At 71.5% G+C, this 11708-nt stretch carries 15 protein-coding genes and 1 riboswitch; of the genes, 3 read left to right on the top strand and 12 right to left on the bottom strand.

Features of this window, described 5'->3' with window-relative positions:
• The 10 genes from N7640_RS23220 to cobO form a co-directional block, all read right to left on the bottom strand.
• Positions 1 to 709, bottom strand: a 709-nt coding sequence (locus N7640_RS23220; protein WP_279906242.1) for an adenosylcobinamide-GDP ribazoletransferase, incomplete at its 3' end; no start/stop codon positions are given.
• A gap of 16 nt (positions 710 to 725) precedes the next feature.
• Positions 726 to 1298, bottom strand: a complete 573-nt coding sequence (cobC, locus tag N7640_RS23215; protein ID WP_279905854.1) for an alpha-ribazole phosphatase family protein — start codon at positions 1296 to 1298, stop codon at positions 726 to 728.
• On the bottom strand, positions 1295 to 2350 hold the full coding sequence (cobT, locus tag N7640_RS23210; RefSeq protein ID WP_279905853.1) for a nicotinate-nucleotide--dimethylbenzimidazole phosphoribosyltransferase: 1056 nt from the start codon (positions 2348 to 2350) through the stop codon (positions 1295 to 1297). The genes cobC and cobT overlap by 4 nt, the downstream gene beginning before the upstream one ends.
• A complete protein-coding gene (cobU, locus tag N7640_RS23205) occupies positions 2347 to 2868 on the bottom strand; it encodes a bifunctional adenosylcobinamide kinase/adenosylcobinamide-phosphate guanylyltransferase (RefSeq protein ID WP_279905852.1) in 522 nt (173 codons plus the stop codon). The genes cobT and cobU overlap by 4 nt, the downstream gene beginning before the upstream one ends.
• Positions 2869 to 2932: 64 nt before the next feature.
• Entirely contained in the window at positions 2933 to 4384 is a 1452-nt protein-coding gene (locus tag N7640_RS23200) for a cobyric acid synthase (RefSeq protein ID WP_279905851.1), read from the bottom strand.
• Positions 4381 to 5367, bottom strand: a complete 987-nt coding sequence (cobD, locus tag N7640_RS23195; protein ID WP_279905850.1) for a threonine-phosphate decarboxylase CobD — start codon at positions 5365 to 5367, stop codon at positions 4381 to 4383. Before cobD ends, N7640_RS23200 begins: the two co-directional genes overlap by 4 nt.
• Positions 5360 to 6265 (bottom strand): adenosylcobinamide-phosphate synthase CbiB, encoded by a 906-nt coding sequence (gene cbiB, locus N7640_RS23190; RefSeq protein ID WP_279905849.1) that lies wholly within the window; start codon positions 6263 to 6265, stop codon positions 5360 to 5362. Before cbiB ends, cobD begins: the two co-directional genes overlap by 8 nt.
• Positions 6262 to 6912: a 5,6-dimethylbenzimidazole synthase gene (gene bluB, locus N7640_RS23185; protein ID WP_279905848.1), complete on the bottom strand. Its 651-nt coding sequence runs from the start codon at positions 6910 to 6912 to the stop codon at positions 6262 to 6264. Before bluB ends, cbiB begins: the two co-directional genes overlap by 4 nt.
• The gene (locus N7640_RS23180) at positions 6909 to 8204 is read right to left on the bottom strand and encodes a cobyrinate a,c-diamide synthase (RefSeq protein WP_279905847.1); all 1296 of its coding nucleotides are present in this window, start codon (positions 8202 to 8204) and stop codon (positions 6909 to 6911) included. Before N7640_RS23180 ends, bluB begins: the two co-directional genes overlap by 4 nt.
• Complete coding sequence (cobO, locus tag N7640_RS23175; protein ID WP_279905846.1) at positions 8204 to 8815, bottom strand: cob(I)yrinic acid a,c-diamide adenosyltransferase; 612 nt, start codon at positions 8813 to 8815, stop codon at positions 8204 to 8206. The genes N7640_RS23180 and cobO overlap by 1 nt, the downstream gene beginning before the upstream one ends.
• Before the next feature lie 111 nt (positions 8816 to 8926).
• Positions 8927 to 9142, bottom strand: a riboswitch (cobalamin riboswitch).
• 122 nt (positions 9143 to 9264) lie between these two features.
• Between cobO and N7640_RS23170 the strand changes: the two genes are divergently transcribed.
• From N7640_RS23170 to N7640_RS23160, 3 genes are all read left to right on the top strand, one after another.
• On the top strand, positions 9265 to 9597 hold the full coding sequence (locus tag N7640_RS23170; RefSeq protein ID WP_279905844.1) for a four-helix bundle copper-binding protein: 333 nt from the start codon (positions 9265 to 9267) through the stop codon (positions 9595 to 9597).
• Positions 9598 to 9892: 295 nt separating this feature from the next.
• Positions 9893 to 10180 carry a type II toxin-antitoxin system Phd/YefM family antitoxin gene (locus tag N7640_RS23165; RefSeq protein ID WP_220813493.1) on the top strand — a complete coding sequence of 96 codons (288 nt, stop codon included), beginning with the start codon at positions 9893 to 9895 and terminating at the stop codon, positions 10178 to 10180.
• Positions 10164 to 10505 carry a type II toxin-antitoxin system RelE/ParE family toxin gene (locus N7640_RS23160; protein ID WP_279905843.1) on the top strand — a complete coding sequence of 114 codons (342 nt, stop codon included), beginning with the start codon at positions 10164 to 10166 and terminating at the stop codon, positions 10503 to 10505. The genes N7640_RS23165 and N7640_RS23160 overlap by 17 nt, the downstream gene beginning before the upstream one ends.
• Positions 10506 to 10509: 4 nt before the next feature.
• Here N7640_RS23160 and N7640_RS23155 read toward each other — a convergent pair whose 3' ends face one another.
• Together N7640_RS23155 and N7640_RS23150 are read right to left on the bottom strand one after the other, a co-directional pair.
• Entirely contained in the window at positions 10510 to 11172 is a 663-nt protein-coding gene (locus N7640_RS23155) for a class I SAM-dependent methyltransferase (RefSeq protein WP_279905842.1), read from the bottom strand.
• Entirely contained in the window at positions 11169 to 11690 is a 522-nt protein-coding gene (locus tag N7640_RS23150; RefSeq protein WP_279905841.1) for a C40 family peptidase, read from the bottom strand. The genes N7640_RS23155 and N7640_RS23150 overlap by 4 nt, the downstream gene beginning before the upstream one ends.
• Positions 11691 to 11708: the final 18 nt, after the last annotated feature.

Raw genomic sequence — 11708 nt, 5'->3', positions numbered from 1 at the left:
CCGAGCACTCACTCAATTCCAGCAGGGCGCCGGCGGTGTCGCCGGTGGTGCCGCCCAGGCGCGCGACGAAGGCCCGGCGCAGCAGCCAGAAGCACAGCGCCGCGGCAACCAGCGCCCACAGCGCGCTCCAGCCGAGCAGCAGCATGGCCAGGCCATGGGCGGCCAGCAGCAGCGGCAAGCGCTCGCGCGGCAGATGCTCGCTCAGCGCCTGGCCGAGGCCCCCGGCACGTACATAGACAGTAGTCAGGAACAGCAGCGGCAGCAGCGCACGGCCCAGCCAGGGCGCCAGCAATAGGCCAGCCCAGGCACCGCGCTCAAGCAGCACGACCAGGGCGGCGAACTTGAGCAACAGGACCAGCACCAGCACGACCACGGCGATAGGCCCGCTGCGCGGGTCCTTCATGATCGCCAGGGTGCGCTCCCGGTCGCCGTAGCCGCCCACCCAGGCGTCGGCGGTGTCGGCCAGGCCGTCCAGGTGCAGGCCGCCGGAGAGGCCGACCCAGACCGTCAGCAGCAGCGCCGCCTGGAGCAGCGCCGGGGTATCGCCGAGCAGCCCGTGCAACCCCAGCAGCAGGCCGCCGATCAGCAGCCCCACCAGCGGATACCAGAGCAGCGAGCGGCCGACCTGCTGCGCCTCCGGCATGCCGGGCAGGCGCACTGGCAGGCGGGTGAGGAACTGCAGGGCGATCAGCAGCGGCTGCGGCAGCATCAGGCTCGGGCCCGCGTCAGGCTTCGACCAGCTTCAGGCCCGGCTCGACGCTCAGGCGGTGCAGCGCGCCGTAGCCCACCTCCACCTGCAGCAGCTGGCCCTCCGGCAGGTTGCGGGCGCGGGCCAGCAGCAGGCGCATCACGCCGCCGTGGGTGATCAGCAGCACGCGCTGGCCGTCCAGCTCGGCCTGCAGACGCTCGACGGCGCCGAGCACGCGCGCGGCGAAGTCGCGCACCGGCTCGGCTTCCGGCGGGGTGAAGTGATAGGGATCGTTCCAGAACTGGCCGAGCGCTTCCGGGTCTTCCAGCAGCACTTCCGCCGAGTTGCGGCCCTCCCAGGCGCCGAAGTGCAGCTCGCGCAGGTCGGCCTCGATGCGCAGCGGCAGGCCAAGGCCTTCCGCGAACGCGCGAGCGAAGCTCTCGCAGCGCTGCAGCGGCGAGCTGATCACCAGGTCCCAGCCGCTCTGCCCGGCCAGGGCCAGCTGCATCTGCTGGCGGCCCTGCTCGGTCAGCGCGTCGTCGCTGCTGCCGCGAAAGCCGGGGCCGGCGTCGGTCACGCCGTGGCGCAACATGTCCAGGGAAAGAGTCATTGCTTGTCCTCAACCAGTGCTTCAGAAAAGGTGGCCATGCCGCCGTGCAGCGCGCAGGCCAGTTTGATCAGGGGCAGCGCCAGGGCCGCGCCGCTGCCCTCGCCCAGGCGCAGGCCGAGGTCGAGCAGCGGGGTGGCATCGAACTCGGCCAACAGCGCGGCGTGGCCCAGCTCGGCGCCGGCATGGGCGAACAGCAGCCAGGGCTGCACGCCGGGATTCAGGCTCACGGCGCACAGGGCCGCCGCCGTGCAGATGAAGCCGTCGACCACCGCCGGGATGCCGGCCTGGGCGCAGGCGACGTAGGCGCCGGCCAGTGCCGCCAGCTCGAAGCCACCGACTCGGCGCAGGGCCTCCAGCGGCTCGCCGAGATGATCCGCGTGCAGGGTCAGCGCGCGCTCGATCACCACCTGCTTGTGATGCACGCCGTCGAGGTCCAGCCCGGTGCCGGGCCCGGTCAGCTGGTCCGGGCTCAGGTCGCCCAGGGCGCAGGCCAGGGCGGTGGCGGCGCTGGTGTTGCCGATGCCCATCTCGCCGGCGAGCAGCAGGTCGCAGCCCTCGGCCAGGGCCTCCACCACCGCGTCGCGGCCGGCCTGCAGGGCGGCGGCGCACTGCGCGGCGCTCATCGCCGGCTCGACGGCGAAGTTGGCGGTGCCGGCGCCCAGGCGCAGGTGGCGCACGCCGGGCAGCTCCAGTGTGGGGTCGATGGTGCCCAGGTCGATCAGGCGCAGCGGCACGCCCTGCTCCCGGGCCAGCACGCTGACCGCCGCGCCGCCGGCGACGAAGTTGCCGAGCATCTGCGCGGTGACCGCCTGCGGGTAGGCCGACACGCCCTCGGCGACCACGCCGTGGTCGCCGGCGAACAGCACCAGCCGCGGCCGGGCGATGGACGGCCGCTCGCGCCCCTGCAGCGCGGCCATGCGCACGGCCAGCGCCTCCAACGCACCGAGGGCGCCGCGCGGCTTGGTCAGCTGCGCCTGGCGCGCCAGGGCGGCGGCCTCGGCGGTAGCGTCGGGCTGGCGGCAGGCGAGCTGCCACCAGGGCGATGAAGTCATAGCGGCTCTCCTTTGAGCAGCATGGGCAGTCCTGCGACGGTGAACACCACCCTCCCGGCGCGCTCGGCCACGGCCTGGTGCAGCCAGCCGGCCTCGTCGACGTAGCGGCGAGTCAGTTCGCCCAGCGGCACCACACCCAGGCCGGTCTCGTTGCTGACCAAGACGATGCGTCCCGGCAGCTCGGCCAGCGTTTCCAGGAAGGCGTCGCGCTCCAGGGCCAGGCGGGTTTCGTCTTCCAGCATCAGCAGGTTGGTCAGCCACAGGGTCAGGCAGTCGACCAGCAGGCAGCGCCGGGGGGCGGCATTGTCGCGCAGGGCGCGGGCCAGTTCGAGGGGTTCTTCCACCAGGCCCCATTCGGCCGGGCGCGAGGCGCGGTGGTGGGCGATGCGCGCGGCCATCTCGCCGTCCCAGGCCCGGCCGGTGGCGATGTAGGTGATGTCCAGGCCGCTCTGCGCGGCCAGCCGCTCGGCCAGGCGGCTCTTGCCGGAGCGGGCGCCGCCGAGGATCAGTTCGAGCATCGGGGTTTCCTGTCTAGAGTCGGTGGACGCGCGATCGCGGCCGAGGCCGCTCCCACAACAGTGGCTACAGGCCACATAGTTCGCGGAGCAGGCGGGTGTCCAGATGCGCCTCGACCAGATCGGCCAGGCGCTCGATGTCGCGCTCCCGGCGCGCATGGTAATCCACCTGGCGCGCCTCGCGCAGGCCCGCCCAGGCTAGCAGCGCGGCGCAGGCCGCCGGTTGCTCGAACAGCCCGTGCAGGTAGGTGGCCATGACCTGGCCGTCGGCGCTCAGGGCACCGTCGCCGCACCCGTCGTCCAGCAGCACGGCCGGCCGCGCCAGGGCCGGGCCGGCGCTGACCCCGGCGTGGATCTCGTAGCCACTCACCGGCAGGTCGCCCAGGGCCAGGCGGCCATGCACATTGCGCAGCTGCTTCTCCGGCTCCAGCACGGTGGCGTAGTCGAGCAGGCCGAGCCCCGCGCTGCTGCCGGCCGGGCCTTCCAGGCCGTGGGGGTCGTCGATGCGCGTGCCGAGCATCTGCAGCCCGCCACAGATGCCGAGGAGCTTGCCGCCGTAGCGCAGGTGGCGGGCGATGGCGGCGTCCCAGCCGTGCTCGCGCAGACGCGCCAGGTCGGCACGCACGCTCTTCGAGCCGGGCAGCACGATCAGGTCGGCCGGCGGAATCGTCTGGCCGGGGCCGATGAACTGCAGGTCGACCTGCGGGTGCAGGCGCAGCGGGTCGAAGTCGGTGTGGTTGCTGATGCGCGGCAGCACCGGCACGGCGACTCGCAGCACCTCGCGCTCCTTGTCCGGCTGCAGCACCTGCACCGCGTCTTCGGCCTCCAGGTGGAAGTCCATCAGGTACGGCAGCACACCGAGCACCGGCTTGCCGGTGCGCTGCTCCAGCCAGCCCAGCCCTGGTTGCAGCAGGGCGATGTCGCCGCGGAAGCGGTTGATGACGAAGCCTTTGACCCGTGCCCGCTCGCTGTCCGAGAGCAGTTCCAGGGTGCCGACCAGATGGGCGAACACGCCGCCCTTGTCGATATCGGCGATCAGGATCACCGGGCAGTCCACCGCCTCGGCGAAGCCCATGTTGGCGATGTCGCCGGCGCGCAGGTTGATCTCGGCCGGCGAACCGGCGCCCTCCACCATCACCACCGGGTATTGCGACGCCAGGCGCGCGTGGGATTCGAGCACCGCCGCGCGGGCGACGCGCTTGTAGTCGTGGTAGGCCACCGCGTTCATGTTGCCGACCGCCCGGCCCTGGATGATCACCTGGGCGCCGGTGTCGGAGTTGGGCTTGAGCAGCACCGGGTTCATGTCGGTGTGCGGCGCCAGCCCGGCGGCCTGGGCCTGCACCGCCTGGGCGCGGCCGATCTCGCCGCCGTCGGCGGTCACCGCGCTGTTCAGCGCCATGTTCTGCGGCTTGAACGGCGCCACGCTCACACCCTGGCGCCGGAGCCAGCGGCACAGGGCGGTCACCAGGGTGCTCTTGCCGGCGTCCGAGGTGGTGCCCTGGACCATGAGCGTGGTCATGCCGGCGTCTCCTTAAGGGCCTGTTCCAGGCGGCGCCAGCCGGCCTCGCCGCCGGGCAGGCCGAAGCGCAGGCAGCGGGTCTCGGCGAACAGGCGCAGGAGGATGCCGCGCCGGGCGAAATAGCCGTGCAGGCCCACTGCCTGCGGGTGGTGGACCAGCTGGAACAGCGCGGTGCCGCCGGCCGGGGCCAGGCCGCAGGCGCTGAGCAGCACGGCCAGGCGCAGGCCATCGACCCGCAGGCGCTCGCGCTGGCGCCACTGCCCCTCGCCGTCGCCCAGCAGCGCCCGGGCCACCGCCCGCGCCGGGCCACTGACCGACCATGGTCCGAGCAGCTCGGACAGCCGCTCCAGCAGCGCGGCCTCTGCCAGCACGAAGCCCAGGCGGATGCCGGCCAGGCCGAAGAACTTGCCGAACGAGCGCAGCACGATCAGCCCCGGCCGCTGGCTGTCGGCGGCCAGGCTGTGCTCCGGCGTACAGTCCATGAAGGCCTCGTCCACCAGCAACCAGCCGCCGCGTTCGGCCAGCCGCGCATGCCAGCCGAGCAGGCGCTCGCGCTCGATCAGCCGGCCGGTGGGGTTGTTCGGGTTGACCACCAGCAGCACGTCCAGGCGCTCCAGGCTGCGCTCGACCGCGCCCTCGCCCAGTTCGACCACCAAGTGACCCTCACGGCGCCAGGCCTCGGCGTGCTCGGCATAGGCCGGCGACACGATGCCCACCCGGCTGCCGTCGCGGCACAGACGCGGCAACGCCTGGATCGCCGCCTGGGAGCCGGCCACCGGCAGCAGCGCCGGGGCGCCGTAGTAGTCGCGGGCCAGTGCCTCCAGTCCGTCGTCAGCCTCCGGCAGGCACTGCCAGGCAGAGGCGGGAATCGCCGGCAGCAACCAGCCATAGGGGGCGATGCCGGTGGACAGGTCGAGCCAGTCCGCCAGCGGGATGCCGTAGCGCCGCGCCGCCTCGCGCAGCCGTCCGCCGTGTTCAAGCAAGGCACAGTCCTCCCGCGACCAGTATCAGCAGCCACAGGGCGACGCCGCCGTACACCAAGTTGAGCGCCCGCTCGATGTCCCGCGCCCGCGGCGGCGCGCCCTCGCCCAGCTGCGGACGCTGCTCCTCGATGCCGTGGTAGACCGCCGCGCCACCCAGGCTGACGCCCAGGGCGCCGGCGCCCGCCGCCATCACCGGGCCGGCGTTGGGGCTGTCCCACAGCGGCGCCTGTCGCCGCCAGCAGCGCAGTGCCAGGCGGGTGTGGCCGAGCAGCGCGTAGGTCAGCGCCACCAGCCGCGCCGGTACATAGTTGAGGACGTCATCGATCTTCGCCGCCGCCCAACCGAAGCGCTCGAAGCGTTCGTTGCGATAACCCCACATGGCGTCCAGGGTGTTGCTCAGGCGGTACAGCACCACGCCCGGTGCGCCGAGCAGGCAGAACCAGAACAGCGCGGCGAACACCGCGTCCGAGCCGTTCTCCAGCACCGACTCGGTGCCCGCGCGGGCGACGCCGGTGGCGTCCAGTTCGGCGGTGCGCCGGCTGACCAGATAGCCGACCCGCTGGCGCGCCCGGGGCAGGTCGCCCAGGCGCAGGGCCTGGGCTACCGGCAGGGCGTGCTGGCCGAGGCTCTTGAGGCCAACGGCGAAATACAGGGCAAGGATGTCCAGCAGCCAGCCCAGGCCGGTCAGGCTCAACAGCCAGACCAGCGCCACCGGTGGCAGCACCGCCAGGCACCAGCCACTGACGCCGTGGCTGCGCCAGCCACGACCGCCGGCGTTGAGGCGCTGCTCGATGCGCCGGGCCAGTTCGCCGAAGCCCACCAGCGGGTGCCAGCGGCGCGGCTCGCCGAGCCAGGCGTCCAGGCCCATGCCGGCCAGGGCGGACAGCGCCACGCTCACGACCGCCGGCCCCACTGGTCGGCGAACACCAGTTCGTCCAGCGGACGCTCGTCGGCCCAGCCCTCCTCCACCAGCATCGGCCGCTGGTAGAAGCCGCTCACCGGCCCCAGGCAGAGCACGGCCACTGGCTGGCTGCCTTCCGGCATGCCGAGCAGTTCGGCCAGGGCGAGCGGATCGAACAGCGACACCCAGCCCATCCCCAGCCCCTCGGCGCGGGCCGCCAGCCACAGGTTCTGGATCGCGCAGCTGACCGAGGCCAGGTCCATCTGCGGCAGGGTGCGCCGGCCGAACACATGGGCCTCGCGGCCGTCCATCAGCGCTGCTACCAGCAATTCGGCGCAATCGCGGATGCCCTCGACCTTGAGCCGCATGAACTCATCGCCACGCTCGCCCAGGGCCTCGGCGGTGCGCACCCGCTCGGCCTCGACCAGAGCGTGGATGCCGTCGCGCAGCTCCGGCCGGGTGATGCGGACGAAGCGCCAGGGCTGCATCAGGCCCACGCTGGGCGCCTGGTGCGCGGCCCGCAGCAGACGCGCCAGCAGCTCCGGCGCTACCTGCCCGTCGGCGAAGTGGCGCATGTCGCGGCGTTCGGCGATGGCGCGATAGACCGCGGCGCGCTCCTCGGCGCTGAAGGCGTGCTCGCTCATGGCGCCAGCAGCCGCGCCGTCGCCCCGGGGTTGGACGGCAGGTAGAAGTGGATGTAGGAGGCGGTCAGGCGGCCGCTGCGAAACACCGCCTCGGCCACCGGTTTACCGTTCGGGCAGGTGCCCCGGGTCAACGGCGCCTGGGCGCAGTCCAGCACGGAGTGGTGGTAGGTATGCCCGCGCAGGCGCCCTTCCGGCAGTTCCACTTCCTGCAGCGCCAGCGCCACCAGGCGCGGCTGCATGACCGCGCGGCCCGGCAGCAGGCCGAGCAGTTCGGCGCTCGCGCCCTGCTTGTCGGTCAGCGCATCGAGCAGGTAGAGCATGCCGCCGCACTCGGCGAGGAGCGGCTTGCCGGCCGCGTGATGGACGCGGATGGCATCAAGCATCGGCCGGTTGTCCGCCAGTTGGCGCAGGTGCAGCTCGGGGTAGCCGCCGGGCAGGTAGAGGCTGTCCACCTCCGGCAGGCCCGCGTCGGCCAGGGGCGAGAAGAACACCAGCTCGGCGCCCAGCTCGCGCAGCAGGTCGAGGTTGGCCTGGTAGAGGAAAGCGAAGCTGGTATCGCGGGCCACGCCGATGCGCACCCCGGCCAGCAGCGGCTCGATGGCGGGTGCGGCGGGCGCGGCGAAGCCCACCGGCGCCGGCAGCAGCTCGCCGGCGCTGGCCAGCAGGGCATCGGCGGCGGCGTCCAGGCGCGCGTCCAGGTCGGCCAGTTCCTCGGCCTGGATCAGCCCCAGGTGGCGGCGCGGCAGCTCCAGCGCGGCGGAGCGCGGCAGGCCGCCGAACCAGCGCATGCCCGGCGCTAGGCTATCGCGCAGGATGCCGTTGTGTCGCTCGCTGCCGGTGCGGTTGGCGAGCACGCCGGCGAACGGCAGGCCGGGCTGGAAGTGGGCCAGGCCGTAGGCCATGGCGCCGAAGGTCTGGGCCATGGCGCCGGCGTCGATCACGCCCAGCACCGGCACCTCCAGGCGGCGCGCCAGGTCGGCGGCCGAGGGGCTGCCGTCGAACAGCCCCATCACCCCTTCGATCAGGATCAGGTCGGCCTCGCCCGCCGCCTGCCACAGCAGGCGCCGGGTCTCCGCCTCGCCGACCATCCACAGGTCGAGCTGGTACACCGGCGCGCCGCTGGCGCGGGCGAGGATCATCGGGTCGAGGAAGTCGGGGCCGCACTTGAACACCCGCACGCGCTTGCCGGCACGGCTGTGCAGGCGTGCCAGGGCGGCGGTCACGGTGGTCTTGCCCTGACCGGAGGCCGGCGCGGCGATCAGCAAGGCCGGGCAGTGGCGTGGCTCGGCCATCAGAACTCGATCCCTTTCTGCGCCTTAACCCCGGCCTTGAAGGCATGCTTGACCAGGGTCATCTCGGTAACGGTATCGGCCGCCTCGATCACCCCCGGCTGCGCGCCGCGGCCGGTCACCACCACGTGCTGCAGCAGCGGTCGCGCCTCGATGTCGGCGAGCACCTCGTCCAGCTGCAGGTAGCCGTGCTTGAGGGCGATGTTCAGCTCATCCAGCACCACCAGGCCGATGCTCTCGTCGGCCAGCAGCGTGCGTGCCACCTGCCAGGCCTCGCCGGCCATGGCGATGTCGCGCTGGCGGTCCTGGGTCTCCCAGGTGAAGCCCTCGCCCATGACGAACCAGCGCACTTCTTCGGGGAAACGGCGGAAAAAGGCTTCCTCGCCGGTGCTGGCGGCGCCCTTGATGAACTGCACCACGCCGACCTTCATGCCGTGGCCGAGGGCGCGGGCAACCATGCCGAAGGCGGAGCTGCTCTTGCCCTTGCCGTTGCCGGTGTGCACCAGCAGCAGGCCGTACTCGTCCCGGGCCTGGGCGATCTTCTCGTCGATCAGCGCCTTCTTGCGCTGCATGCGCGCCTTGTGGCGGGCGTCGCGTTCGGCCGATTCGCTCATATCGGGCTCCTGGGTACCCTGCGCGCACAGGAGGTCCGGGCGCGGAATCAATCGGGGCAGGAGGAAAAGGCGGCGGCCGGGCGCAGGCCCGCGACCGCAGAGCCCGCCGCACTGCCGTGGATCGCGACAGGCCGGTCTCCGGGCTCGTGAGCCAGGCCTGCGGCCTGCGGGTCGCGCCTTCCCGTGCCGGGGCACAGTGGCGTCGAGCGACCCTTGTCTCACCTACCGTTGCGGGGGCAGCGCCGGATTCTTCGTGGCGAATGGACCGGCTTCCCTGTTTCACCCGCGAACGCCGCGCGCCGGGGCACCTGAAGCAGGCGCGCAGCTTAGGGGCTGTTGCCGCTCCGGTGCAAGCCGCGTCGCGGCGCGCCGCCCGGCAGATGGGTCGAACCCCGAGGGGCCGACGGAGTTCACAACCCAGACGACCGACCTTACCCGAGGAGAACGCCATGGTCCGTGAACGCTACGCTTCCTGCATCCAGGCCTGCAGCGCCTGTGCCATCGCCTGTGAAACCTGCGCCGCCGCCTGCCTCAAGGAGCCCGACCTGCAGCACATGGCCACCTGCATCGCCTGCGACATCGACTGCGCCGACCTGTGCCGCCTGGCCGAACGCCTGATGGCCCGCGACAGCCCGCTGTGCGACGAGATCCTGCGCCTCTGCGCGGTAGCCTGCCAGGCCTGCGCCGAAGCCTGCGGCGAGCACCAGCACGACCACTGCCAGCAATGCGCCCAGGCCTGCCAGCGCTGCGTGGAGGAATGCGAGGCCGCGCTCGGGGCCTGAGCCCATGCGCAGAACCCAGGCAGCTTGCCGCCCAGCATTCGGCAGGCGCACCAAACCGCATGCTGCAGCTGATGAAGGGGGTTCTTCGCGCGAACGGACAGCTTCCCTACGCCCCTTCCGCCGCTGGTCGAGGCACCGGCACAGCGCACAGGACCCGCTATCCGAATTGCAGTAAGTCCGAATAAAGCCTATATATGGACCGCACTGCACAGCACGCCGTAACCGGCACGCTCTCTTGAAGGCAGCCAAGCCCCCAGTCCGGGGCTGGCGTCCTTCCACTACCAGGAGACAGGCCATGAAAGTCCAGACCATCAGCTACCTGAAGCAGCATGCAGCTTCGCTGGACCTCAGCGAACCGATGGTCATCACCCAGAACGGCGTACCGGCCTATGTGGTCGAGTCCTATGCCGAGCGCAAACGCAGGGATGAAGCCCTGGCGCTGATCAAGCTGCTGTCTTTCGCCGAGCGCGACAAGAGCGAAGGCCGCCTGATCTCGGGGGATACCTTGCTGGAACGCTTGAAACAGCGCAGCCCGTCTGCCCAGGGAGCGGCAGGAGCCAAGTCCGATGAGCAAGCCGATTGATATCCGCTATGCCACGACCGCCGAAGAAAGCCTGATCTCCCAACTCCACCACCTGACGCCTCACCACGGCGTCGAGCTGGCACAGGCCAGGCTGGTCGAGCTGATCCGGAACGCAGAGAAACGCCTGAAAGAACACCCACTGTCAGCCCCGGTATGCCAGCAAGCCGCCTTGCTGGGCGTCAGTCATTATCGGGAACTGCACCTGGCGGACTACCGCATCCTCTACCAATACGACGAAGCCGAGGCGCTGGTGATGGTTGCCTTGATTCTGCGTCAACGCCAGAGCATCGAAGAACAGCTGATCAACTATTGCCTCATGCGCTGATCGCTCAGCGCTTGCGGCAGATGCTCAGGCCGTCGCCAAGCGGCAGCAGGCTGAGGTCGAGCCGGGCGTCGCGACGCAGGCCGCGGTTGAGCGACTGGATGGCGCGGGTGTCGGCGCTGTCCGGGTTCTGCTCCAGCACCCGGCCGCTCCACAGCACGTTGTCGAACAGGATCAACCCGCCCCTGCGCACCAGCACCAGCGCGTGCTCCAGGTACACCGGGTAGTTGGCCTTGTCCGCGTCGATGAAGATCAGGTCGAAGCTCTCGCCGTGGCCGCCGCGCTCCAGCGCGCTGAGGGTTTCCAGCGCCGGTGCCAGGCGCAGGTCGATGCGTTCCGCCACCCCGGCCTCCTGCCAGTAGCGCTCGGCGATGGCGTTGTAGTCGCCAGGCAGGTCGCAGCAGGTCAGGCGCCCGTCCTCGCCAGCGGCCTGGGCCATGCACAGGGCGCTGTAGCCGGTGTAGGTGCCGATCTCGAGGATCTTGCGCGCGCCGCAGAGCTGCACCAGCAGGGCCATGAACTGGCCCTGCTCGGGGGCGATCTGCCAGCCCGCCGAGGGCAGCTTCGCGGTTTCCTCGCGCAGGCGCTTGAGCAGCGGCGACTCGCGCAGGGAGACATCGAGCAGGTACTGGTAGAGGGCGTCGTCGAGGGCGAGGGTGCGGTTGGTCATGGCTGGCGCGCCAGGTGGCCGGCGGCCAGAACGCGCTTGGCGCCGAGGTAGCTCTTCTGCCAGTAGGCCTGGGTCAGGTGATCCAGGCGCACTGTGCCGCCGCTGGAGGGCGCATGCACGAAGCGCCCCTCGCCCACGTAGATGCCGGCGTGGGTGACCTTTCCGCCGCCGTTGGTGGCGAAGAACACCAGGTCGCCGCTCTGCAGCTCGCCGCGGCCGACGTCGGGCACGCGCAGGTTGATCATGTCGCGGGTCGAGCGCGGCAGTTGGATGCCGGCGGCGTTGCGGTAGACGTAGCCGATCAGGCCGCTGCAGTCGAAGCCGCTCTCCGGCGTGTTGCCGCCATAGCGGTACGGCGTGCCGTTCAGGCCGATGGCGCTGATCACCACGTCATCGGCGCTGGCGCCGACGATGGGAAAGAGCGCGACGGGTTCGTAGGAAGGTGGAGGGGGATTGCCGGCGCATGCGGTGAGCAGCGCGGCGAGGGCTAGCAGGGAGAGGCGAGCCGTGGAATGCATGGGCGGGCGTCCTGGCCG

Source organism: Pseudomonas sp. GD04015 (assembly GCF_029837675.1).
GTDB classification, from domain to species: Bacteria; Pseudomonadota; Gammaproteobacteria; order Pseudomonadales; family Pseudomonadaceae; genus Aquipseudomonas; species Aquipseudomonas paralcaligenes.
The sequence above is the reverse complement of the archived record's forward strand: the minus strand, read 5'-3'. Positions and strand labels throughout refer to the sequence as shown.

Coding starts and splice junctions, on each gene's coding strand:
- N7640_RS23170 (WP_279905844.1), top strand. CDS start 9,265: ATGGTCCGTGAACGCTACGCTTCCTGCATCCAGGCCTGCAGCGCCTGT.
- N7640_RS23165 (WP_220813493.1), top strand. CDS start 9,893: ATGAAAGTCCAGACCATCAGCTACCTGAAGCAGCATGCAGCTTCGCTG.
- cobT (WP_279905853.1), bottom strand. CDS start 2,350: ATGACTTCATCGCCCTGGTGGCAGCTCGCCTGCCGCCAGCCCGACGCT.
- N7640_RS23180 (WP_279905847.1), bottom strand. CDS start 8,204: ATGGCCGAGCCACGCCACTGCCCGGCCTTGCTGATCGCCGCGCCGGCC.
- bluB (WP_279905848.1), bottom strand. CDS start 6,912: ATGAGCGAGCACGCCTTCAGCGCCGAGGAGCGCGCCGCGGTCTATCGC.
- N7640_RS23160 (WP_279905843.1), top strand. CDS start 10,164: ATGAGCAAGCCGATTGATATCCGCTATGCCACGACCGCCGAAGAAAGC.
- cobC (WP_279905854.1), bottom strand. CDS start 1,298: ATGACTCTTTCCCTGGACATGTTGCGCCACGGCGTGACCGACGCCGGC.
- N7640_RS23200 (WP_279905851.1), bottom strand. CDS start 4,384: ATGACCACGCTCATGGTCCAGGGCACCACCTCGGACGCCGGCAAGAGC.
- cobU (WP_279905852.1), bottom strand. CDS start 2,868: ATGCTCGAACTGATCCTCGGCGGCGCCCGCTCCGGCAAGAGCCGCCTG.
- N7640_RS23150 (WP_279905841.1), bottom strand. CDS start 11,690: ATGCATTCCACGGCTCGCCTCTCCCTGCTAGCCCTCGCCGCGCTGCTC.
- cobO (WP_279905846.1), bottom strand. CDS start 8,815: ATGAGCGAATCGGCCGAACGCGACGCCCGCCACAAGGCGCGCATGCAG.
- N7640_RS23155 (WP_279905842.1), bottom strand. CDS start 11,172: ATGACCAACCGCACCCTCGCCCTCGACGACGCCCTCTACCAGTACCTG.